This is a genomic window from Methanobacterium sp., assembly GCF_016217785.1.
Classification (GTDB): Archaea; Methanobacteriota; Methanobacteria; order Methanobacteriales; family Methanobacteriaceae; genus Methanobacterium.
The window spans coordinates 1-25185 of record NZ_JACRGA010000002.1 but is presented as its reverse complement, the minus strand read 5'-3'; the positions used below and the strand labels follow the sequence as shown (position 1 = coordinate 25185).

The 25185-nt window shown below is 35.3% G+C and carries 21 protein-coding genes; 9 read left to right on the top strand and 12 right to left on the bottom strand.

What is annotated here, in order from left to right; translation table 11 throughout:
- Positions 1-60: 60 nt before the first annotated feature.
- The 3 genes from HY987_RS00310 to HY987_RS00300 form a co-directional block, all read right to left on the bottom strand.
- On the bottom strand, positions 61-972 hold the full coding sequence (locus tag HY987_RS00310; protein WP_292754194.1) for a 4Fe-4S binding protein: 912 nt from the start codon (positions 970-972) through the stop codon (positions 61-63).
- A 274-nt stretch (positions 973-1246) separates the two neighbouring features.
- The gene (locus tag HY987_RS00305) at positions 1247-3802 is read right to left on the bottom strand and encodes a cation-translocating P-type ATPase (protein ID WP_292754191.1); all 2556 of its coding nucleotides are present in this window, start codon (positions 3800-3802) and stop codon (positions 1247-1249) included.
- A 393-nt stretch (positions 3803-4195) separates the two neighbouring features.
- Entirely contained in the window at positions 4196-5320 is a 1125-nt protein-coding gene (locus HY987_RS00300; RefSeq protein ID WP_292754739.1) for a pyridoxal phosphate-dependent aminotransferase, read from the bottom strand.
- A 195-nt stretch (positions 5321-5515) separates the two neighbouring features.
- Here HY987_RS00300 and HY987_RS00295 point away from each other — a divergent pair, with 195 nt between their 5' ends.
- Entirely contained in the window at positions 5516-7057 is a 1542-nt protein-coding gene (locus HY987_RS00295) for a glycosyltransferase family 39 protein (RefSeq protein ID WP_292754188.1), read from the top strand.
- Between the two features lie 12 nt (positions 7058-7069).
- On the opposite strand, the gene HY987_RS00290 is transcribed toward HY987_RS00295, so the two are convergent.
- A complete protein-coding gene (locus HY987_RS00290) occupies positions 7070-8620 on the bottom strand; it encodes a radical SAM protein (protein WP_292754186.1) in 1551 nt (516 codons plus the stop codon).
- A 209-nt stretch (positions 8621-8829) separates the two neighbouring features.
- On the opposite strand from HY987_RS00290, the gene HY987_RS00285 reads away from it, so the two are divergent.
- From HY987_RS00285 to HY987_RS00255, 7 genes are all read left to right on the top strand, one after another.
- Positions 8830-9291, top strand: coding sequence for a phosphopantetheine adenylyltransferase (locus HY987_RS00285; RefSeq protein ID WP_292754183.1), 462 nt, complete (start codon positions 8830-8832; stop codon positions 9289-9291).
- A 9-nt stretch (positions 9292-9300) separates the two neighbouring features.
- Positions 9301-9843, top strand: coding sequence for an inosine/xanthosine triphosphatase (yjjX, locus tag HY987_RS00280; protein ID WP_292754180.1), 543 nt, complete (start codon positions 9301-9303; stop codon positions 9841-9843).
- A gap of 14 nt (positions 9844-9857) precedes the next feature.
- Complete coding sequence (locus HY987_RS00275) at positions 9858-11576, top strand: glycosyltransferase family 39 protein (protein ID WP_292754177.1); 1719 nt, start codon at positions 9858-9860, stop codon at positions 11574-11576.
- An 8-nt stretch (positions 11577-11584) separates the two neighbouring features.
- Positions 11585-12778, top strand: coding sequence for a glycosyltransferase (locus tag HY987_RS00270; protein ID WP_292754175.1), 1194 nt, complete (start codon positions 11585-11587; stop codon positions 12776-12778).
- Between the two features lie 34 nt (positions 12779-12812).
- A complete protein-coding gene (locus HY987_RS00265) occupies positions 12813-12968 on the top strand; it encodes a hypothetical protein (protein ID WP_292754173.1) in 156 nt (51 codons plus the stop codon).
- Between the two features lie 324 nt (positions 12969-13292).
- On the top strand, positions 13293-14735 hold the full coding sequence (locus tag HY987_RS00260; RefSeq protein WP_292754171.1) for a lipopolysaccharide biosynthesis protein: 1443 nt from the start codon (positions 13293-13295) through the stop codon (positions 14733-14735).
- Positions 14736-15150: 415 nt separating this feature from the next.
- Positions 15151-15876, top strand: a complete 726-nt coding sequence (locus HY987_RS00255) for a class I SAM-dependent methyltransferase (RefSeq protein WP_292754169.1) — start codon at positions 15151-15153, stop codon at positions 15874-15876.
- Position 15877: 1 nt separating this feature from the next.
- On the opposite strand, the gene HY987_RS00250 is transcribed toward HY987_RS00255, so the two are convergent.
- The 6 genes from HY987_RS00250 to HY987_RS00225 form a co-directional block, all read right to left on the bottom strand.
- A complete protein-coding gene (locus HY987_RS00250) occupies positions 15878-16705 on the bottom strand; it encodes a glycosyltransferase family 2 protein (RefSeq protein WP_292754167.1) in 828 nt (275 codons plus the stop codon).
- A gap of 8 nt (positions 16706-16713) precedes the next feature.
- The gene (locus HY987_RS00245) at positions 16714-17655 is read right to left on the bottom strand and encodes a UDP-glucuronic acid decarboxylase family protein (protein ID WP_292754165.1); all 942 of its coding nucleotides are present in this window, start codon (positions 17653-17655) and stop codon (positions 16714-16716) included.
- Positions 17652-18983 carry a UDP-glucose/GDP-mannose dehydrogenase family protein gene (locus HY987_RS00240; protein ID WP_292754163.1) on the bottom strand — a complete coding sequence of 444 codons (1332 nt, stop codon included), beginning with the start codon at positions 18981-18983 and terminating at the stop codon, positions 17652-17654. Before HY987_RS00240 ends, HY987_RS00245 begins: the two co-directional genes overlap by 4 nt.
- Before the next feature lie 13 nt (positions 18984-18996).
- Complete coding sequence (locus tag HY987_RS00235; RefSeq protein ID WP_292754161.1) at positions 18997-20049, bottom strand: glycosyltransferase family 2 protein; 1053 nt, start codon at positions 20047-20049, stop codon at positions 18997-18999.
- Positions 20050-20089: 40 nt separating this feature from the next.
- Positions 20090-21031 carry a glycosyltransferase family 2 protein gene (locus HY987_RS00230; protein WP_292754159.1) on the bottom strand — a complete coding sequence of 314 codons (942 nt, stop codon included), beginning with the start codon at positions 21029-21031 and terminating at the stop codon, positions 20090-20092.
- Positions 21032-21126: 95 nt separating this feature from the next.
- Positions 21127-21774, bottom strand: a complete 648-nt coding sequence (locus HY987_RS00225) for an acyltransferase (RefSeq protein ID WP_292754157.1) — start codon at positions 21772-21774, stop codon at positions 21127-21129.
- A gap of 527 nt (positions 21775-22301) precedes the next feature.
- Here HY987_RS00225 and HY987_RS00220 point away from each other — a divergent pair.
- Positions 22302-24530: an STT3 domain-containing protein gene (locus HY987_RS00220; protein WP_292754154.1), complete on the top strand. Its 2229-nt coding sequence runs from the start codon at positions 22302-22304 to the stop codon at positions 24528-24530.
- Positions 24531-24552: 22 nt separating this feature from the next.
- On the opposite strand, the gene HY987_RS00215 is transcribed toward HY987_RS00220, so the two are convergent.
- Both HY987_RS00215 and HY987_RS00210 read right to left on the bottom strand, forming a co-directional pair.
- Positions 24553-24720: a class III signal peptide-containing protein gene (locus HY987_RS00215; RefSeq protein WP_292754152.1), complete on the bottom strand. Its 168-nt coding sequence runs from the start codon at positions 24718-24720 to the stop codon at positions 24553-24555.
- 280 nt (positions 24721-25000) lie between these two features.
- A complete protein-coding gene (locus tag HY987_RS00210) occupies positions 25001-25183 on the bottom strand; it encodes a class III signal peptide-containing protein (RefSeq protein WP_292754150.1) in 183 nt (60 codons plus the stop codon).
- Positions 25184-25185 lie beyond the last annotated feature (2 nt).

The following is a 25185-nucleotide window of genomic DNA, read 5'->3' as shown; positions in this document are numbered from 1 at the left end:
TTCTATATGGTCTTTTTTAATATCAGATTTCTTTTAGTAAACCTGCCCTAATCTGAACAATCATCTTTTACTACCATAACGACGTACATGCTTCCATGCCCGGTGATATTCTTCAAAACCTTCCTTACGGGTGTACATGGATGTCTCATTCCTATTAAACACTTCCCGATCTCCACCCACTGGACAGACTTTGATACAGATACCGCAGGGAGATCTGTATTCTTTCCTCAGTTTCTTGCTGCGATTGGCACAGGTCATCTTATTTATAATGGGAGGGAAATCAGGCCCTCCTTCGCTTTTAGAAGTTTTATATTCTGATTCACCTTCAGGTTTATCCTTCAATCCTGTTTCAGCCATATACTCTGATTTTATGGCATTCACGGGACAGTTATGTGCACAGGACATACACCGGGTGCACAGATCATCACCCGAAATGGGGGTTCCTTCCAGTTTTAGGGTAGTGAATATGCTGGTAAAACGCACCCTGGGCCCCCATTCTGGTGTGAGGAGAACGTTATTCAATCCAAAAGATCCCAGACCCGCCAGGAATGCGGCATGTTTGTGGGAAAAGAATGCTAAGGGCTTTTCCAGTAGGACTTCAATATCTCCATAACCATCACGTGGGAGGAAAATAGAAGGATAACCCTTCATGGTAAGAAAATTGGATATCTCATAGGCCTTAGCATCCAGGAGGATGTTCACGGTTTCATATAGTTCATGGTAGTAGATGGACGGAGCAGTTTCCACTATGGGGAGTTGCACTGGTAAACCAATCACCACCACAGTCTCTGCCTCAGGGTAAATGGGCTGGGGCCAGAATTCTCTGGGTATCCAGTTAGAGAAATGCTGTGGAAGTTCTTCCGGCGGGTTCTCCCATCTTTCTACCGGTGCAAAGCCTACCAGAGGTATTCCCAGGTCACGGCATTTATCCAGAAGCTCTTTTTTAACAACAGAGGATTTTTCAGATTCCATCATTTACTCCGGTTTTATCCAACAACTCCAGATTTACTAATCTAATAGTTTACCTAATTATGATTCTAAATGTTTTATCCAATCCAATTGTTTTTATCCAATATTTCCATATGTTTATCCAATATAATATTGGGTTGTTGATGAAAATAAAACTTGTGGGAAACGAATTAGGGATAAAAAAAGAGATTGGGGACTAAAATATTGATGGAATAAAATAAAAGAGGGATTGGAAGAATAATCTACTTTTTTGCAGATAACCTTTTGCAGATAACCCTCAGCTTGGATTGCTCCCTTTACCCCTGTTTTTGATCCATTTGAATCCCTCAAACCACAACACACTCAGCATACCTGCTGCAAAACATAACAGAATCTCCCACAGACTAAGGGGGCAGAACTTGAACAATTGCTGCAGGGGTGGGAAGTACAAAATCGCACCTAAAAACAGCACAGCACCACCTAACACCCACCAGAGTGCCTGGTTAGGTGAGCGGAGTGTCTGGTATATGGTACGGGACCAGGAGCGATTGGTTAGTATGAGGGCCAGGTTAGCGAAGATAAGGGTGATGTAGCTTAATGTTCGGGCGCTTTCTTCTCCCTGCCAGTTAAGACCCACAAGGTAAACCGCCAGAACCACTACCAGAACCACTATTCCCTGTAAAATACTCATTCCAATGTTTTCCCTGCTGAACAATTTTTCAGATGAGCTGCGTGGAGGGCGTTTCATGGCATTTGATTCAGCCGGTTCTGCCTCAAAGACCACGGAACAGGCAGGGTCGATGATGAGTTCCAGGAACACGATCTGCACCGGGAACAGGACCAGGGGCCACTGGAACAGCACGGGTAAAAAGGACATCCCCACAATGGGAACATGCACCGCGAAGATGTAGGCAGTGGCCTTTTTCAGGTTGTCATATATGCGTCGTCCCATCTTCACACTGGCTACAATGGATGAGAAATCATCCTCCAGCAGTACCAGGGCGGATGCTTCCCGGGCCACATCAGTACCACGCCCACCCATACTTATACCTATCTGGGCGGATTTAAGGGCAGGGGCATCGTTAACCCCATCCCCAGTCATGGCCACTATTTCCCCATTGGATTTAAGAGCCTCAACCAGACGCAGTTTCATCTCCGGCACCATACGGGCAAAAATGTTAACACCCTTCACCTGTTCTTTCAGGGTCTCATCATCCATTTCATTCAACTGATCACCAGTTATAACATTATCTGCTTGTTTGAGGCCTATTTTCTGGGCTATGTTCCGGGCAGTGCCAGGATAGTCTCCAGTTATCATCACCACCCGTATACCTGCCTGGTAACATTCCTCTACTGCCTGGGGGACTTCTTCACGAACCGGGTCCAGGAATCCCACCAGTCCCAGAAACTGGAAGTTAAAGTCATGCTGCTTTCCAGGGAGATCCTCACTTTTAAATGATGCACGGGCCACCCCTATTATCCTCAAACCCTCACTGGCCATTAATGATATGTTACGTGATAACTGTTCCAGTTCATCTACTTTGAGGTGGCAGAGATCCGCCACAGCTTCCGGTGCTCCTTTAGCTGCGATTATGTAATCCTCACCATCAGGGGATTGCCATACATGGGACATGGCCAGGAGTTCCTGGGATAATGGGTACTCGTGGACCAGCTGCCAGTCCTCATGGAGGTGTTCAGTTTCCTGTAATGTTTCATCACCAAATCCTTTGAGGGATTTCTCCATGGGATCAAAGGGGTCACGCTGGCTGGCCAGTATACTGAACTCCACCAATTCATGGAAGGACTCTGGAAGGTGATCAGTTTGACTGTTCACATCATAAAAGTGAGCACCATTCATGATCTTACCCACCGACATCTGATTTAAAGTTAGAGTGCCGGTTTTATCCACACATAGGACAGTGGTTGATCCCAGGGCCTGAATGGCGTGTGAACGCCGGGTTAGTACGTTTTTCCTGGATATTCTCCAGGCACCCAGTGCCAGGAAGATAGTGAGAACCACGGGAAATTCCTCGGGGAGGATGGCCATGGCAAGGGTTATACCTGCTAGAAATCCGTTAAGCCAGTCCAGTCTGGTGAGTCCGTAGATTACCACCACTGCGGCACATAATCCAACACCAACAAGGGCCATGTTCCGTACCAGTGTACGGGTTTCCATCTGAAGGGATGTGTCTTCTGTTTCCAGGGACTGGAGTCGTTTGCCTATACGGCCCATCTCCGTCTCCAGGCCGATGGAGACAACCTGGGCCACTCCCTGGCCCTGCACTACCAGTGTTCCCGAGTAGACTGAGGGCAGACCATCACCTCCTGGAGGATGCATGTCCATGAATCCCCCGCACTGCACCTTCCGCACCGGTACTGATTCACCGGTTAAGAGGGACTCATTTATGAGGAGGTTGCTGCAGGATATGACCACAGCATCTGCCGGGACCCGGTCACCCTCCTTGAGCATGATAATATCACCTGTGACCACTTCCCGGCCAGGAATCCTCTTCTCACGCCCGTCACGTATAACAAGGGCTCTGGGACTGGAAAGATCCCGGAGTGCCTCCAGGGTGCGTTCTGTTTTCCTTTCCTGGTAAAAGGTTATTCCCATAATCACGAAAACAAATCCCAGGAGCATCAATGCCTCCTGAAGATCTCCTAAAACAAGATAAATGGCACCACAGGCAATTAGTAGGAGAAACATGGGTTCCCGGATTACCTCCAAAACAATGGTTAAAAAGGATCTCTTTTCAGTTGAGGGTAGCTCATTATAGCCATGTTCTATTATTTTTTGGGCTACTTCTGTTTCTTTGAGTCCTTCAATGTTTTCCAGGTCCAGTTCATTTGCCAAATTGTTGCCTCCGGTAGTTATCTTTAAGTTTATTAAGATATGAAGAAGGCCATATATATCTTTTTCCATCAATTAGGGTGTTAGGAGTGCCTAATTAGGTTAAATATAATGTTAGGGTTATCTAATTTGTGATAGGGATGCCTAACTTTTGAAAAATTTAAAAAAAGGTAAAGATTTATTTATTTTAATCTTTAGACTAAATTTATTTCAGAGTAAATTTATTTCATCATTTTTAAAGAGCAAATATTTTATTTTCATTTAAAAAAAATTATTTGTATTTAAAATAAAAATTTTAGGGACAATAAAACTGCTATGCCTATTTTGAATCATATGCCTATTTGGATCCTGCTATATTCTATTTGGATTGTTTTATGCCCAATTTGAATGTTAATATTATTTATTTTGCCAGTTTAAGGATTCAAGACGATCCATGGCTTCCTGAAGATCCTCATATGAGGTGGCGTAGGATATGCGGAAGTGACCTTCACCGTACTTACCAAAGGAAGAACCTGGAACCAGAACCACATCTTTTTTAAGAGCAGCTTCCACGAATTTTTCCGGATTATCCATACGTGGAAACACGTAAAATGCTCCATGGGGTTGGTTGCATTCTATTCCCATATCACGCAGTCTTCCCACCACCAGATCCCTTCTCCTTTGAAACTCATCCCTCATCTGGTCCACACTATCCTGGGGGCCTTGAAGGGCGGCTAAAGCAGCTTTCTGAGATATGGAAGTGGTACAGGTAACACTGTACTGGTGTATTTTTAAGATTTCCTCAGTTAACTTGGAGGGTATGGAAAGATATCCAATGCGGAAACCGGTCATGGCATAGGTCTTGGAGAAGCCGTTAACGGTTATCACGTTATCGGAGTAGTGTGCAGGGCTGTAGTGTTTCTTCCCATAGATGATCTTATCGTAGATCTCATCAGAAATTAGAATCAGGTCATGATCATCGGCAATGTCAGCCATGCCCTTAACATCTTCCTTTTCCAGGACCGCACCTGTGGGATTGCCTGGTGAATTCATTATAATGGCCTTGGTACGTGGGGTGACCTGTTCCAGCACATCTTCTGGTATCATCCTGAAATCATTTTCATCTTTAAGTTGTGCGGATACGGATCTACCTCCACTGAGCTTCACACAGGCATCATAAGCTACGAAACCAGGGTCAGGGATGATCACGTCATCTCCTTCTTCTACAATTGCATTGATACTGGAATATAGTGCTCCACTGGCCCCTACTGTAACAATTATTGACTCAGGGGATGCGTTGATATGATTGTCAGTCTGTAATTTATGGGCTATGGCTTCTCGTAGTTCCATGATCCCGGTGTTGCCGGTGTAATGGGTGAAACCCTCATCCAGGGCTTCTTTAACTGCTTCTCGAATGTGGGATGGTGTGTCAAAGTCTGGCTCACCCAGTGCCAGGTTGATGGAGTCTTCCCCCACCATATCGAACATTTTCCGTATTCCAGATAGATCAATGGACTCTACTCTTTTAGCTGGTTTCATGATAATCGCCATCGTATTGAATATGGGCTGTAATTAATATCTTTTTTAACTTTCAACTAATTAGGTGTGGTTTTGTTTAAATGGTTATAAATTGATGTTGTTTAGTAATGTGTTTTAAAAAAAATGGGAAAAGTTTTATAATAAATCATATCAAATTAACATATCTTATGTTGGGTTAGTAGTTGGGGGACATATAACTTGATAATTGAGCAAATAAAGGATAAACAGAATCTAATCCTTGTTTTATTATTGTACTTATGTTTATCAGCTATTTTATTCTCTAATTTCAAATATATAATTAATTCTGATGGAATAGCTTATATCAGTATTGCCAAAAGTTATCTCAGTGGAAACATTTCTCATGCAATTAATGGATACTGGGGTCCTCTGTACTCCTGGCTTTTAATGCCATTCATTGCTATCTGGCCGGGAAACCTTGAAAATGTGATTTCAACAAAAATATTGGCTATTATTATTGGTTTATTCACGTTGATTGGGATCTATTTGATATTAAATCAGTTAAAATTTAATAATCTTCTCAAAACAATTATTTTACTGGCATTAATCCCATTTATGTTTTATTTCACATTTAATTACATCACCCCGGATTTATTGGTTGTATGCCTTCTTTTATTTTATCTCAATTTTTTAATGGATGAAAAATACAGAAAATCAAAGTACATGGGACTTATAACGGGGTTATTGGGTGCATTGGCATTTTTATCAAAAAGTTATGTGTTTTTCTTTTTTTTAATCCATTTCATTCTAACCAACCTTTATTATATAAAAAAATTCCCAGTAGATGGATCGACAGTTAAAAAAAATTTATTACTAGGCCTATCTGTTTTTTTAATTATTAGTGGTATTTGGGCTATTATTATTAGCGAAAAATATGGAGTGGTGACTATTGGAAAAACCGGGTCTTATAATTATGCATTAGTAGGTCCTGAATCAAATGGTCATGCAAATTATTATCAGGGAATTTTAAAACCTCCAAATGAGTCTTCAGTTAGTTCATGGGAGGATCCCAGTTATTTCCAAGTAAAAAACTGGAATCCAATAAAATCTTCACAGAATTTTAACCATCAAATCATGCTTATTCTAAATAATATTCGTGATATAATCCTGATTTCGTTTAATTTGCTGTTTATTCCATTATTAGCTAGTATATTGGCATTATTTTTATTATTCAAAACAAGAGAGAGATCTACCAAACATAATATAATCTTTATTTTGGGAACTATGATACTTTATACTGGTGGATATGTTCTTATATTAATTGAAGAAAGGTATTTATGGTTTGTTTTTATTTTATCATTTTTATTAGGGTTCTATTCTTTAAAAATGCTTTATGAAGAAGATTATATTAAAAATAATTTTTTCAAATCAATCATTATTGTCCTGGCAATATTATTGGCTGTTTATCCAATTTTAGCTCTCGGTTCTTATACTGGGGAAAGTTTTAGAGTTTATGAAGTCAGTATAGATTTAAAGTATCATGGAATTAATGGTAATATAGCTTCCAATGATCATTGGGAAGTAATGGATTATTTTAGTTATTATTTAGACAGTAAATATTATGGGGTTACTAAAAAACAGTCTGATCTAGAATTAAAAGAAGATTTAATGTATAATCAAATTGATTATTACTTTGTATGGGGTGAATCTCCTCCCGATTCTTTAGGGGAGATTGTATATGAAAATAAATATTTCAGAGTGGTTCAGTTAAGTGATAACTAGGAAAATTTAATATTATTGACAAACCCCACAATGGTAACAGCCAAAAGTCTCACACCAGGGTGTAAGATCCCCATTTAACGCCTTTTTATATTCATCTTCCAAGAATTCATCATCAATGTTAACATCTAAATCTTTCCAGGGAAGTTCATCATCTAAATTCCAGTGGGGTGTCAGTTTTTTCCAATCACCCAGGGGGACCTTTTTATGGGATGATTCTTCAATGATAGGGGCTAGATCGGCATCTCCCACTGATAACACGTACTGCATCAGGGATTTGTTGGGGTTTTCCACCTTGAAGTGCCTGTTTTTGGTGTGTTTTTTAAGGTAGTTCACCCTGGCTTTTATGTCTTTTAGGTTGAACTTTGTCCACTGGAAGGGTGTGTGGGGTTTGGGTATGAATGGGTTGATGCTTATCCGGAGTGAATCCCGGTGAGGGGCCATAACTTCAAGATCTCTTATCAGATTCAACAGGTCCTGGAGATCATCCTGTGTTTCTGTGGGCAGTCCTATCAGGAAATACAGCTTAACATTGAAGTTCAAGGCGAAGGCTGTTTCCATGGTCCTCCGAATATCCTCATCAGTGATGGGTTTATTCGCCACTTTCCTTAGTCTCCAGGTTGATTCCGGGGCAATGGTAATGGTTCTAAGCCCACTTTCTTTCAAACTTTCCAGAAGATCCCTGCTGATGGATTCGATACGCAGGGATGGTGTGGTAACCTGGAAACCACGCTGGAGGAGTTCACTGCACAACTCCTCTATATGGGAGTAATCAGAAACCGCACCACCAATAAGGGCAATTTTATTCAAACCGGTGGCTTCCCTCCCCTCTTCTGCAGTCTGGATAAGGGTTTTAATATCTGTCTCTCTCCGGGGACGGTAAAGGCAGCCCGCCATGCAGAAACGACAACCACGGGCACATCCCCTGGAAACTTCCAGGAGGAATGATTTCCCAAAGGCCGGGATCAGATCCTTGTTATCAGTTTCCGGGAAAACCTGGCGAACTGGACGCCAGGCATCACGCATATCCTCTACTTTGACCAGTTTAGCTTCATTACCTGGTATGAACACCCCTTCCACATCCAAAAGGGCATCAATCTCCCTACGGGGGTTATCCAGTTCACCTAGTTTATCCAGAAAATCAGGTAGAATGACCTCACCATCACCCACCAGGAAAAGGTCAATGAAATCACTCATGGGTAAGGGGTTGGAACTGGCACAGGGACCACCTGCAATTACCAGAGGATCATCAGGACCCCTATCCCTTTTCCTAATATTTAAACCACCTTCCCTGAGCATCTCCAGGACGTGGGGGTAATCCTGCTCATACTGGAGGGAGAAACCCACCACATCAAAATCCTTCAGGGGTGAACCAGTCTCCAGGCTCTTACCATAGGGGTAGACCACCCGTTCGCAGTAAACATCATCCTGATGGTTTAGGAAGTCGTAAATGATATGGAAACCCAGTGAGGACATGGCACTGCGGTAGAGATTGGGGTAGCATGAGGCGAAGCGAAGTCCAATTTTAAGTGGATCCTTCACCACTACATTGTGTTCCAGGAGCATAGTTTATTATCTTTACCACCAATATAATCAAGATATCTACCTAATTAATTATGGTCAAATAGATTTTAATTCAAGTCAGGAGATTAAGATTTAAGAATAGATTGAAAAATTGATCAGAATTCTAATTTACAAATTCGGAATTAATGATTTCACCTTTTTGCAAATAAACTATTACCATTAAAATAATTAAGTCTAAGGATAAGCAGAGAATGACGTTTAAAAAATATAATAAAGTGGCTGTTGGAGGTACTTTTGATAAATTCCACCAGGGCCACAGGTTACTGATAAAGAAGGCATTCCAGATTGGTGACCATGTACTGATAGGAGTCACCTCCGATGAATTCGGGGGCATTAAGGGAGAAATCGAACCCTGCAATGTGAGGATGTCCAACCTGAACTTGGTACTTAAGAACAGGTCAAATTACATTTTATCCAGACTGGAAGAACCCTACGGAATCACAATAGATGATGAATCCATAGATGCCATAGTGGTAAGTCCTGAAACAGAACCAACAGCATTTAAAATTAACCAGATACGCAGGGAGAAGGGAATGAAACCCCTGGACATAATCACCATAAGCATGGTCCTGGCAGATGATGGTAAACCCATATCATCCACCCGTATACGTCGAGGAGAGATAAATAAGGTGGGAACATTAATTAAAAGGTAGAAAAGTAAAATGAAAGTTGTAGTTGGGTCCAAAAATCCGGTGAAGTTAAAGGCCACAAGGAACGTTCTGGAGAAGATTTACTCTGAACTGGAATTGGAATCAGTGGAAGTGGATTCTGGTGTACAGGACCAGCCTATAGGATTAGAGGTCACTATTCAGGGGGCTATTAACCGGGCGAAAAACGCCTACAGTTCAGATGTGGATCTGGCTGTGGGCATAGAGTCAGGCCTTTTAAAGGTACCCCACAGTATAACTGGTTACCTTGACTTGCAATGGTGTGCTATCCATGATGGGGAGAAAACCACCTTGGGAGTCAGTGCCGGTTTTGAATACCCTCCAATAGTCATAGAGCAGGTTCTGGAAGGTGTGGAAGTGGGGGATGTTATGGATCAACTTACTGGTGTTGACAAACTGGGACAGAAAACAGGTGCAGTAAGCCACCTCAGCCAGGGGTTATTGGATCGTACAGGGAACACTGAGCAGTGTGTATTGATGGCGATGATACCTCTGATGAATGAGGGGGTTTACTTTAATAATGAGTTATCAAATTAGATTTAGGTGATTAATTGTTTATATTAAATTTGGAAAAGCTAAAAAATCAACTTCCTAATATTATCTTTTTGTCGATGTTAACTTTAATTGTGGGTTATATAACTTACAATCGTTTTTTAATCCAGATGGATATTGGGCCAGTATGGGATACATATGATTTATTAGCCGACGCTGCATTATTTGCAGGTCAAAACATTGGTTATATGGATATTGTAAGGCCTCCAGTAATGCCTTTTCTTACGTCTATTTTCTTCAGGTTTACTGGGCTTGTTGAATGGCCTATTTTTGCAATTGACAGTTTAATATTTATATTTGGATGTATTGGCCTTTATATCTTTTTTAAGTTACGCTTTGATGGCTTAACAAGCTTTTTAGGTGTATTATTATTTTCAACGTTCCCTCCTATTCTTGCTTTTGTTAGCGCAGGACTTACTGATCTTCCCAGTGTATGTATTTCTATTTGGGCTCTTTTATTTACAGTTTTAGCTGTTAAGAAAGATTCTAGATTATTTTATATCTCTTTTCCATTGGCAATGATTGCTTTTTTAACCCGGTTCACATCTGCATTATTAATTTTCCCAATATTATTTTATATTCTGGTAAATTGGGATGAAATAAAAAATCGAAAGAATATTTTAATTGGCATTTTACTTTCATTTTTAGTGCTTATTCCTGTTTTATGGTTGTTTAATACTTATTTGGGTAACCCATTTTACACATTCATGGATTTTTTTGGTTCCAGTTCATCTTCAGTATCAGAATCCGCAGGGAATAATTTGAGCTTTGCATATAATCCTGATTTTTTTTATTTTATCAAAAACATACCCACTTTAATAGGATCTGAAGGTTTTGGTGTTATATTAGTAATCCTTCTGGGATTTTCAATAAGCATATTCAAGCGGTTTAATAAAAAACGAAGTCAAAATATACCTCAAAGTTCTTTAAAAAACTCTATAAAGGTCTTCAGGGAGGAATATGTGGATACTAAATTATTATTTTTAATATTTTTATCAGTTCTTTTTATTTTTACCATAAGAACAATTCACTATATTTTAAGTGTCTTTATATTTTTTATATTGATTTATTTCATTTATAATTACATTAAAAACTTTGAATACAAAAATAAGGATATAGATTTCCTTTTCTTATTGTGGTTTATGACCTTTTTTATATTTCATAGTGTTTATGTTATCAAAGAGTATCGATATTTTATAACAATGGCTCCTACTGTTGCTTACTTTCTTATGTTAGGCTTTAATTTAACAACATCTAAGTTTGGGTTCCGGATAAAAAATAAAAATATAACACAATACATATTCGGTATTTTTTTAATATTACTGATTATTTCTTCAGCTTTATCTTATTTACCTTATGTTACAACAGCTAATGATGATTTAAAGCTCTTAAACAAAGATATTAATTCTAGTAGCAACTGGCTTATTGAAACTGATCCTGATTATAAAAATAAAGTGATATATTCGGATTTCTGGCCTTATTCTGGATGGTTCCTGCAGCGAAATGTAAGTAAAATGCCAATTTTCAGAAACAACCAAGTTATTTATACAGGTTCAAAAGATCTCAATTTTACAGATCAAGATAGGTTCGAATATAATAGGGAATTAAACAGTCACAATGCTGATTATTATTTCTCCATTAGGAAAGGTTTGAATTTTACTAATTATAAACCGGTTAAACAATTTGGCAGCGTTATATTGTACAAAAAATATTATTAGGTATTAAAATGAAAATTGGTGTAATTACTTCGGCATATCCTGATTTTGAGGATGATCCTCATGGAATATTTGTCCATAGGTTGATGAAAGAAGTAGTCAAGAATGGACATGAAGTCCGTGTTATTGCGCCGCACACTGGTGGGGAAACCAGTTACACTTTGGAAGGGGTGAATGTAGAAAGATTCCACTATTTCTATCCACGAAAATACGAACGCTTATCAGGTCGGGCCGGAATGATAGATAATGTTAAAGAGGGTTTTTTGGTTAAAATTCAGGTATTAACCTTCCTGTTTTTCACTGTTTATTATTCTCTGCGGAAGTTGAAAGGAATGGATATGATTCATGTTCAGTGGCCTATACCCAATGGATTAGGTGCATTATTCTTAAAAAAGCTTCATGGGGTCCATTACATAAATACGATCCATGGTGAAGAGGTACATCTTTCCAAACGTTATAGTATGCTTTTTGCTCTTCGCTGGCTGGTGAATAATTCTTCAAAAACCATAACCAACAGCACTGCTACTCGGAAGTTTTGCTTAGAAGCGGGTCTGGATGGGGAGAAGATCAATATAATACCGTTTGGAGTGGATACAGAATTTTTCAGGCCATTGGATGTTTATAAAGATGAAAATATTTTTCAAATACTGTCAGTTGGTTATTTAATTGAAAGAAAGGGTTTTGAATATCTCATACGTGCTATGCCTCAGGTTTTAAAAGAACATAAACATGTTCGGCTGAAAATCGTTGGATCCGGACCTCTCGAAGCTAAATTGAAAGAACTTATTTATGAACTTAGTCTTGGAGATGAAGTGGAAATTGTGAAGAATGTTTCTGATGGAGAATTGTTGATGATTTACAACTCTGCTGATTTATTCGTTTTACCTTCTATAGTAGACTCTCAGGGAAATACCGAAGGTTTAGGTGTGGTTTTATTGGAGGCCATGGCTTGTGGGCTTCCTGTGATTGGATCTGATGTGGGAGGAATTCCAGATATAATAAATGAAGGAATATCAGGTTTACTTGTACAAGAAAAAAAAATTTCAGATATTTCAAAAACGGTTCTATTATTGATGGAAGATGATGAGTTAAGAAAAAAACTTGTTGATTCATCATTAGATATGGTTAAGAATAAATTTAGCTGGAAACATGTTTCAAAAGATTATGTTGATGTTTATAATGAAGTTTTAAATAAAAATAGATAATATTATATCAAATTAAGTTTGAATAAGTGATTTGATGACAAAATATGACACTTTAAATCTGAATCCATTCAGTGTTCATCAGAAAATTGTGCAGTGTGTAGGTAAACAAAAGAAAGTTCTTGATGTGGGTTGTGCCGTAGGGATCCTAGCTAAAGAGATAAAAAATAATGACTGTGAGTTGTTGGAATAGAGTTAGATTAGAATTGTTATCCGGAAATTTTGATTATGAAACTCATGGATACTTGGTGAAATTCATTTAAGGTTTTTTACAGGAAAAAACGGCCAAAGAGCTCATTTCTAATGCAAAGTTGAAATTTCTAAATTTGATGTAAATATGGGTGATGTTCAGAGATTTGCAACGGGTTTCCATTTTATCGGATGTTTATGCCTTAATATGTTTGCTTTCCAGTTTTAATCATTGTAAAAAAGAATAATATAATTAATAAATTTTATTGGTGTATTAATTAGTAATATGGAAAATAATTATAAATAAACTAAAGAGTGTTTTAGCAGTATGTTAGATGCGTATAAACTTTTCGTGAAGCGAATTGGATTAGTCGGTGTCACTAATTTCTTAGTTGCTTTAAACACAATTATACTTATTCCCATATTGACTAAAAGTGTGGGCGCCACTGATTATGGAATATGGGTTCAGGTAATGACTACTTTCTTTTTAATAACCAGTATTGCTAATTTAGGATTTCCATTTACTATATTAAGATTTTTATCTGCAGAAACATCTAAAAGAAAGATTCGAGAGAGTTTCTATTCTATGCTGAGCTTAATTTTAATTGCTAGTTTCCTTATTTCAGTCGTATTACTTCTATTTTCAAAGGAAATCGCAGCACTTCTATTTAATGGTAATACCATGATAGTATCATTAACAGCGATAATGCTAATTTTTGGTTCGGCTAATAGTCTGTTAATTAATTATTTTCTAACTTTTAATCAGATGAAGAAATATTCTTTCTTTTTACTATTCCAAACATATTTCTCTTTGCTTTTAATATCCTATTTTGCCTTCTTTTGGCATTCAATATCTTTGATTGTTTTAGGTTTTTTAATCTCTCAAATTGTTGTTCTAGTTTTAATGATTTCACTAATTATTCAGGATATTGGTTTTAAAATTCCTAATTTTGGTTACATTAGAGAGTATCTAAATTTTTCGCTTCCAACCATTCCAAGTAATCTCTCCAATTGGATAGTGGAATCAAGTGATCGTTTTGTAATTGGAATATTACTGGGAACAACGTTTGTTGCCTATTATTCACCCGGTTATACTCTGGGAATGTCTATATTACTTTTTTCAGTACCATTATCGGTAATTCTTCAATCTATACTGCCTAAATATTATGAAAATGGACAAATTTTAGAGGTAACGAAGTTTATCAATTATTCAATGAAATATTTTCTTTTAATTTCTATTCCAATGGTTTTTGGCTTATCATTATTATCAAAATCAATAATGATGATATTAACTACTCCTGAAATAGCTTTAAATGGTTATTTAGTCACACCTTTTGTGGCACTAAGTTCTCTTTTGTTTGGGGCATATGGAATCATTGCTAATATAATAATTCTTAAGAAAAAGACAAAAGTTATTGGGAGTATTTGGACTATTGCTGCTTTAATTAGTCTTTTAAATTTAATATTTGTGCCTTATTTTGGTATCCTGGCTGCAGCGGCTGTTACGTTGCTTTCTTATTTATTTGCATTTTTCGTTAGTTTGCATTACACATTGAGATATTTTAAACTTAATTTTGATAAAATGTTTATCTTAAAAATTGTCTTTGCTTCGATTATCATGTCTCTACTAATAGTTTTAACAAATCCCAAAGGGATTATCAATGTTATTTTAGTGATTGGAATTTCCATGGTAGTTTATTTCTTTTTAATGTTCATTACCAAGGGGATTGATCGAAATGAAATAAATTTTTTTAAAAGAATGTTAAATTAGAGGTTTTGTGGCCGATTTTAATATTTTACATAATTTATCAGTACTAGTTATAAGTCCATTTTTACAGAGATAAATTGATTTTTAATGGATTTCTTATAAATAAAACTAATTTTTATAATTTGTTGAACTAATATTTTAACTAATCAAGCAGAGAACATATGATGTTAATATATTAATAGGGACTATAGTGAACCAATTGAGCTCATTTTTTAGTAATTAATGTTGTAATAATAACTCATGAGTTTTAACATCTAATTATGTTTTGATTGATGTTATAAAGAAGTATATTTAATTAGATTAATAATGTATTTATAGAATATGTCTAAAGGAAAATTTATTTCATACAAATTCTAATTAGTGGATATAAATTATTAGTAGATAGTATGAATTAATTCAGGAATAAGAAGGATTCAAAATGTTGGAATATAAAGAAGCTAATGAAATAGCTAAAAATATTGATGGATGGGTTAATGAAGCTGAAGGGGAATATTTGTTTGAGACTTCAAGAAATTGTGAGGGTAATGGAATTATATTGGAAATAGGATCTTGGAAGGGAAAATCAACCATCTATTTAGGGAAAGGGTCACAGTCTGGAAACAAAGTAAAGATATATGCGGTAGATCCTCATACCGGTTCTTCTGAACATATTGAAGAATATGGGGAAGTTAACACTTTTGATGAGTTTAAAAAAAATATTGAAAGCGCAGGATTGAATAATATTATAACACCTGTTGTTAAAACATCTTATGACGCATTTAATATGTTTGATGAACCTGTTGAGTTCGTGTTTATTGATGGTGCCCATGAATATGAACAAGTCAAGTTAGATTTTGAATTATGGTTCCCAAGGTTGATTGAAGGGGGTAAAATAGCATTTCATGATAGTATAGGTAGTTATGAAGGACCTAGAAAAGTTGTCAAAGAATACATATATAATTCAAGAAATTTTAAGGATGTTGGGTTTATTAGTTCTATTACATTTGGAACAAAAGTTAAAGAAAATTCATTAAATGATAGAATAAGAAATAGAATTGTGCACTTTTTTAGTAAAATTATGGGGTTAACATACGCTATACGGGCTGATAAACTACCAAAACCCTTGAAAACAATCGGATTCAAAATATTAAAGTTCATGCAGTAACTTATAACTTGTGGCAAATAATTTTTAACCAGTTTATTGTAGGAGAAACATCTTCACTTTCTATATGTGTTGCAATTGTAGGAATAGGGGTCCATAAGGTCCATTTTTTCCCGAATAAGTGTTGTATAAATGAATAACGCCAAGATTTAAAGAAAACGGCAATAAAATACGGTTTTTCTTTATATTTGAATAGTTTGAATGGATTGAAAATGTTAAACTTTGTTAGGCTGGCCCAGATGCTGGTATCATAGTTACCTTTAGCATAAGTTTTGAATATATTTTGAGTTCTTTCTAAAGTTTTTTTCGTTGTTAGAAATGTTAAACAAGTTGTTGCAACATTTTGCCAATGTTTTTTTTCGCTAAATTTGATTTTATTTTTGTAATCATGGAAATTAAATTTGTAGTAATCTATATGATCAAAAGGGGAGACAAAATCAACATCATTATTTTTTTCTAGAAAGTTTATCATTTCACTGAATTGATTTGGAAGATAATAATAATCATCCTCTGCGAAATACACCACATCAGAAAAATTTTGCTCTAAAAGTAGTTCAATTTGCATACCAAATGTCGATAGGTTTCCCACCCCATCCAGTTCAATTAATTCTAAATCTTCTTGGTCAAAGTATTTTTTGAAAAGATCAATGTATTCTGGGGGGCAATTATCTAATAAAACAATCAATTTGGCCCTAAGATCTCCTAATGATTCTTTTAATGATCTTAAACATAACTCAGAGAGTTTATATTTGTCATCACTGAAAACAAGGGGATTCTTAGACACTTTAGGATAGATCCTGTAAGCAATAGTTAAATCGTATTTTGTTCGCATTTTAATCATCAGATATGGTTCTTAAAATAATCGATTGTTAGGTCAATTCCTTCTTTTAAACTTGTCTCAGGTTGCCATTTGGTTAATTTCTTAATTTTGGTAATTTCAGGGCATCTCTGTTTAGGGTCATCTTCTGGAAGGGCTTTGAAGATAATCTGGGATTTAGATGAAGTTTTTTCTATAATTATTTTTGCCAAATCAAGAATGTTATATTCTTCGGGATTTCCTAAATTCATAATTTCGCCTTTAAGATTATCGGCTGATGTGATTTTAAAAATTCCATCAATTAAATCGCTGATATAACAAAAACTCCTTGTTTGATTTCCATTTCCATAAACAGTAATGTTGTCCATGTTTAATGCTTGTGTAATGAAATTAGGAACTACTCTCCCATCGTTTGCTTTCATTCGGGGTCCATAAGTATTAAAAATTCTGATTATTCGTGTATCTAATCCATATTCTCTGAAATAAGACATTGAAATTGCTTCTGAAAATCTCTTTGATTCATCATAAACCGAACGAGGTCCGACAGGATTCACATTACCCAAATAAGATTCAGTTTGTGGATGAACAGTGGGGTCACCGTACACTTCTGAAGTTGATGCAAAGATATATTTCGAATTATATTTTTTAGCTATTTCTAACATGTTTAAAGTGCCAATAGAGTTTACTTTCATTGTTTCCAATGGGAACTTTAGATAATCTACTGGGCTTGCAGGACAGGCAAAATGTAGTACTAAATCAATCTTTTTTGAATGGAATTTAATCGGGAGAGTAATATCATGTTTAATGAATTCGAATTTTTTCCTTTCAAGTAAATGTTCAATATTTTTTGGAGATCCTGTGATAAAATTATCTAGTCCAACAACATAGAAACCTTCTTCTAAAAATTTATCACATAAATGGCTTCCAATAAAACCAGCTGCACCTGAAATTAGAACTTGTTTCATTTCAGTATCTCCACATCATTAAATTTTCCTCTGCCAATATTATAATATTCAAATGCTTCCATTTCCTTTGGATTGTATATGTTCCGTCCATCAATAATTATTGGAAGATTCATAAGTTTTTTCATTTTATTCAAATCTACATTTTTGAATTCGTTCCATTCAGTAAGTATTAACAAGGCGTCAGCATTTCTAATTGTATCATATTTATTTTTGAAAAATTTTATCTTGTCATTTTCAGGGAATACTGATTTGAATTTTTGCATTGCTTGTGGATCGTAGAGTCTTAAATTAGCACCCTTATTTGAAAGTATATTGATAATGTCTAAGGAGGGAGCTTCTCGTATGTCATCAGTATCCGGTTTGAAAGATAGTCCCCAAATTGCTATATCTTTATTTTTGTTTATCCAAAGAACTTTTTCTACTTTTTTAACAAAATTTATTCTTTTTTTGGAATTTACCTTTTCAACTTCTTTTAATATTGTGAAATCAACACCATGTTCTTCAGCTATGTTGATAAATGCTTTAACATCCTTAGGAAAACAAGAACCCCCATAGCCTATTCCGGCATTAAGAAAATCACGCCCGATACGTTTATCGTAGCCTATTCCATCAGCTACCATATTAATATCCACATTTGCCTTTTCACAAAGTTCGGATACCATATTTATATATGAAATTTTTAGAGCTAAGAACGAGTTTGCGGCGTGTTTAATGAGTTCGGAAGCAGCCGGTGTTGTTATTAAAACTGGAAAACCATTTTCAATGAATGGAGAATATATTTGTTTAAAAACTTGTTTTGCCCGGTCACTTTCAACACCCACGACGATTCTATCAGGCTTCATAAAATCAGATACCGCCGAACCTTCTCTTAAAAATTCAGGGTTTGATGCAACGTCAAAATCTAAATTAGAATGAGCATATCTTTTAATTGTTTTCTTAACCCATTGATGGGTGTTTACTGGAACAGTTGATTTTTCAACTATCAATTTATAGCTGTTAAGCCTTTTAGCAATTTGTATTGCGATGGTTTCAACTTGAGATAAATCCGCTTTCCCAGTATTACTTTGAGGGGTTCCCACACAAATAAAAATAACATCACTAAAATCAATGGCGTTATCTAAATCAACAGTGAATTTAATTCTATTTGCTTTAATGTTTTTGCTTAGTAATTCATTCAATCCAGGTTCGTAAAAGTGAGAAATTCCTTTTTTTAATTTACTTAAATCGAAAGAAGGTCTTTCAACACATAGAACATTATTTTTTAATTCAGCAAGGCAAACAGCTGTAACCAACCCAACATACCCTGCTCCGATAACGGTAATCCTCATACGATGCACATCCTTATTTTATACTGTTTCTTGAAGTTTTAAATGTTATATAATGGATAGCGTCAAATAACCCGAAGTAATATGCTTTAAATAATTTTAAGTTTGCGTAATATATACTTAAGAATATTGGGAATATAATTGCACTAATAATTTGATAAATGATAAAGATTATGTAATCTTTATTACTAGCCCATTTATTCATAAAAATCCAGCGATTACGTGTTATGTAGTATAATCCTATGGGATTAGATATTCCTCCGCCTGATCTTGATATTTTATGCCATATCTTAGATTGAGGCACATATAAGGTATTATATCCTCTTTTATTTGTCCGAAGAGTCCAATCACTCTCTTCAAAGTATAAAAAATAGTTCTCGTCCATAAGACCAATCTTTTTGATAACTTCACTTTTTATTAGAAATGCAGATCCACTGACATATTCCACCTGTTTTTTAGTGTCATACTGGCCATTATCAAGTTCATTGGTTCCAATTTGAATTCCACGACTTAATTTCCAGGATATTTCGCAGCCTGAGCTCCATATTATGTTGGGTTTATCATAGAAGTAAATTTTGGGACCTAAAATACCAATATCACCCTCTGAATCACCATTTCTCACTAATTCACCTAAAAAATTTTTTTCAACAACAGTATCATTGTTTAAAAGTAGAATGTAATCTGGATTAAAGAACTTAAGGGCGAACTTCATTCCTATATTGTTTCCACCGGGAAAACCCACATTTTTATCATTTTTTATTAGTATAAGCTGATCACGATTTGTATTTTCCTTTTTCATATGAACTTTAGGATCATCAAACTCTTTAGTGTATTCTAAAAGGTTAATTGGTTTATTTTCAGGATTATATTTGAAAAAACCTGATTCGACCTTCAAATTCCCTGAACAATATTTTTTGATCTTCTCCAGAGAATCATCTCCTGAAGCATTGTCAACTAAAATAACATCAAAGTTAGGGTAATTAATTTGAAATAATGATTCCAAGCATTCAATGGTGTCTTCCCAGCCATTCCAGTTAAGAATTACAATTGATACACGGGCATTGTCCATAAAAACACCGGATAATGGAAAAAAGAGATTTATTCTGTAGTTATTTCAATTTTTTCCTCAGTAATTTATTTTCTTTTTGAATTATGTAAATTTCACGTTTCAGGAGACTTATCTGGGTGGCAACAAAACCGAAAACAAGGATTTGTATCCCTGAAAGTATCATTAAAACCATAACGAACATTAAAGGTCGGGTTGGGTCTAATGTGCCTATTAAATACTCATAAAATAAGTATATTGCGATTATGATTCCTATAATGCACAGCAGGAGTCCAATAACTCCAAAAAGCATCATTGGTTTCTCATAGAATGTAAATAAAAGGTGTGAAATAGTGGTTGACCTGAATTGAACTTTAGATTCCCCTAATTTTCTTCCTTTTAACTTCACAGGAATTTCTTTAACCTCAAAACCTATTGCAATGGCTTTTGAAAGCATTTCAGGGTTAATTTCAGTCCCATTAGATTCAATCTCTATAGAATCAATAACTTCTTTCCGGTAGGCACGCAATATCCCGGTTACAGTGCTAATGTGTTTATCCAGGGCGTAGCCAACGATTTTATTGGCCATTTTGCTTACGAAGAGGCGGATGAAAGGAATATCTTCAGTCTCCCCACCAGCCATATACTGGGATCCGATTACAATGTCCAGATGATTTTCATGGAGCTCCTGGATTAGTTCTGTAATATATTTTGGGTCGTAACTTAAATCCGCATCCAGGGTGATGATTACATCACCTTCTGCCTTTTCAAAACCAGTTCTGAGTGCTCTTCCCATCCCCATGTTCACCGGATGTTTCAGGACTACTAATTCAGGATTATATGATGCAAAATCCTCCAGTAAAGCCAAGGTTTGGTCGCTGCTACCATCATCCACTGCCAGTATCTGGTAACTTGGATAGGTTTCCAGAACCTTTTTAACTTCATTAAGAGTGATGAGGACGTTATCTTCCTCATTGTACATGGGTATGATTAAAGATACTTCCATAATTAGAATTAGGATAAGAATGATATAAAGTTTTTACAAAAAAGGATTTTTTACCCTAAAACATCTTCACAAAAATTGTGCATTGGGATATTCCCTTAAATTTTATTCAGTTTCCTGAATTGTTTGGGTAAAGGTTTATGTTTGGCTGGTGCACCAATTGCCAGATAATATGGTGGTATATCACGGGTGACAATGGCCCCTGCAGCAACCATGGTCCCTTCTCCAACCTCAATTCCTGAAAGAAACGTTGAATTAGCCCCTATAGATGCTCCTTTCCGTATTATGGGTCCTTCAAGCTTATAATCAGATCGCAATGGATACCGGTCATTGGTGAAACAGGAACATGGTCCTAAGAAAACATGATCCTCAATTACGGTGTTTTTTGGGATGTAAACATTTGATTGAATGCTGATGTTACTTCCAATATCACAATGTCCTTCAATAACACTGTTGGTTCCTATGAGTACCTTATCGCCGATGGTGGTCTTTTCTCTAACCAGTACTCCGTGTCCAGTCTGGAACTCATTGCCAATCTCCACATCATTGTAAATGACGGTATTGGAACGTAATAATGCGTTTTTACCGATTTGAGGTGGTTTAGATCTGAATTTGTAACTGACTCCCAGAGTTACATTTTCATGAACTTTCGGACGGTCCGGGTCTTTTTCACCATCAACTCCAAAAAAAAGATTTTTGAAATTGACCTTCTCACTGGACCCCCATGGGTTTTTAAATAACGACATATGATCAGTTTTTAATAATCTTCTTTTCATTTTAGTAGATATATAAATATTTTAAACCTACTTAATTTACTTTCCCATTTATTTCTTAATATTGCTCAGTAGATATGCTTAGACTAAATATTTGTTATTTTAACAACAACTCATATATTCACATGTCAAATGTGAAAAATCGTGTCGTTTGGATTTCAGTTATTTTTTGAATAATTTTCGGGACTAAAATTTGAATAAACTAGGAATAAGGATTTTATCATTTTAAAAACGTGAATGATAAACGGAATTAATTTATCTAAAAGTCAATGTATGTAACTATCCTTTGACATAGGGATCATTTGGGAACTCTCTATTTAGAAATGGTGTAGTTTGGATTGGATTACTAATTTGAGGAAATTATTAAGCCTTTCTTTTAAACTTTTCTATACCTTTAATCAACTAATTAACCTCACCAATTACCCCAATTTTCAACTGTTATAAATATATGATTAAATAAGATTTATTAAAGTTTAATCAAATAATTCATAGGAGATCAAATGAATAAACAATTTATCACGATAATCACCATATTACTAATATTTTCTATCGGATTTTTAATCAGAATAGAAACGACTAATTTAAATGGGATTTCTGCCGTTGACAAATCATTTTATCAAGATGAAAACGGCCTTCCTTATATGTATGAATTAGACTCTTACTATAACTACCGTTTAACAGAAGACTATCTTGAACATGGATATCTTGGAGATGCAATAATTAATGGTGTTGAGTGGGATCTGCATTCATATTACCCTTATGGAGTTCCTTTAGATTACCCTCCTCTTATAGTCTACCTGACAGCGTTTGTTTATAAATTTGTCAACTTGTTTACAACTATGCCTCTTATTGTTATTAGTTTTTGGTTATCTGCATTTATAGCGCCACTTGCAGGAATTGTAGCTTATTTTTTTGTTGGTAGGTTCACAAATCAATATGGGGCTGCTGCTGCTGGAATTTTAACAGTTACGGTTCCTTTTTATTTTATTCGAACCGTTCCGGGATGGTTTGATACAGATATGTTCAATATTATTTTCCCTTTTTTGGTGGTATGGTTCTTTTTTGAAGCTTCCCACAACATTAATACAAAAAAGGGAATAGAATTTTCATTTCTTTCAGCAGTCTTTATGTTCCTATTTTCACTTGCTTGGAATGGTTGGCAATATCTTTTTTATCTTATTGTTCTATTTTGGATTAGTTACATCATTTGGACTAAATTTAGAGGAGATATAGTTAAAAATCAACTATACAATTTTGTTGTGTTTTTTTCTTTTACTTTAATATTAGTTGGGATGTTTACAGGTTTTGTTAATATTGTAAAACTGATATATAGTCCTTTACAACTCTTTAATTTATCATCTGGAGGGGGTTCGTGGCCAGATTGGCCTAATATTTATGCTTCAGTTTCAGAGCTGAGTAAACCTTCAATAGAAGAATTAATTTCAGATTTAGGGGTCACGCTCTTTGCAGGGATATTTGGACTTTTATGGATATTTAGAATAATGTTAAATGATAAACTGCACCAACAATTTCTGAGTAAAATTAACTATTTATCCTTCTCATTTTTAGTTTTATGGATGTTTACAGGCTTTCTTGCTTTGAATCAAGGCATAAGATTTATCATGATCTTGATTCCGCCATTGATAGTTAGTACGGGATTTTTGATTGGAATATGTATTGAATATCTAAATCTTTTAAGAAACAACAAAAAATTTCATATTTTACAAAGAAAACCTGGTATAATTAAAGTTTTTGTTACTTTAATTTTTGTGTTGTTATTACTTCCAGGAATATTGAATATTGAAAAAGGTGTATTTTTTACTCCTGGCGCTAATGATGATATGTGGGATGCTTCCGTTTGGATAAAAAATAACACAAGGAATAACACAGTTATAATTAGTGATTGGGGTAACGGTCATTTTTACACGGCTATTGCAGATCGTTCAGTTAGTGAAGATGGCAGAATGGGTTATATAGAAACTTTACCTGTTAGGAATTATGATGATTCATATCCGTTTAAGGATAAATCTCCTAGTAGTTCGCGGGATTACTGGCTCAAAAAGATTTTTTCAACAGATAATGAAAGCTTATCGTTAGGAATTTTACGAATGTTATCCACCAGTGGTGATGAGGGTTATATTAAGCTAGACTTTTATGTGAAAAACTCCAGTAAAACTGTAGAAATTATGAATACTATTCTGGGTTTGAATAGGTCTACTTCAAGTGAAATACTTATCAATAATTATGGTTTGGATCAGAATCAGGCTGATGATGTTTTAAAATTTACTCACCCCGAAAATCCGGCACCAGTAGTTTTGGTGACCAATGATAAAATGATTAATATAGCTTATTGGATATTCAATTTTGGAGAGTGGAACTTTGTTACCAAACAAACGAACAATTATACATACTCGGTTGGTGACGTAAACAAAACTAATTCTTCTTTAAATTCCACGAATGGTATTTTGATGGATTTTGAAACAGGTAGTATAACTTGGAAAAACAAAACACCATATTGTGTTGTTTTGGTGAATAATGGAACGGTTCAAAAGAACTATATTGAGTTTAATAGCAATTTTATTATTTTCATAATTAATAGTAAAAGAGCGGTAGTTATGGATAAAAAATTTGAAAACTCAATTTTTACAAAGCTGGTTATTGAAAAAAGTAACTCAACAGTCTTCAAACCCATATATGAAAATAAGAGTGTTCTAGTATGGGAGGTATAACTTAATAAATTTTTGATTATATTTACATTCTATTAATTGTGGTATCTCTAGCAGTATCTATAACACTGGTAATGTTACCGGCTACAGATTGTGTTATTCCTAGAATATAGCCTCCAGCAACAATTACTATTATTAACATAGCACCTATTAACAGTATCATTTCTGCGCTAATTTGAGCTTTTTCATCCATCTTATTCACCTATTAATATGAACATTTTTTAAATTAATTAACAAGGTTAATATGTCTATAAAAATGATAATTATTAATTGTATTTATTTTTACAATTATCTTACAATTTTGGGATTCCCCTAATTTTTGATTTCAGTTTAGTCCTATTGATTTTTAGTGGAGTAGACTCCTTTAATTAAAATGTTATCAAAATAATTCCGATAAAATATATTACTTATTGATCAAAAAAAGAAAAAAACCCCCACAAAATTTGGGAATTATTTATGGGGTTATTTTTTAGTTAACCGTTAGCTGGTATGTTTCCTCTGACGTTATTTATATCACTTGCTGCGTTTAGTCCAGAGTTACTGCTGAAGTATGCTCGATATATTAGTAGTGCAGCTATTGCTATAACGATAACTCCACCAAACAATAAGATATATTCAGCTGCTCCTTGTCCACCTTCATCTTTTAAAAAGCTCATAT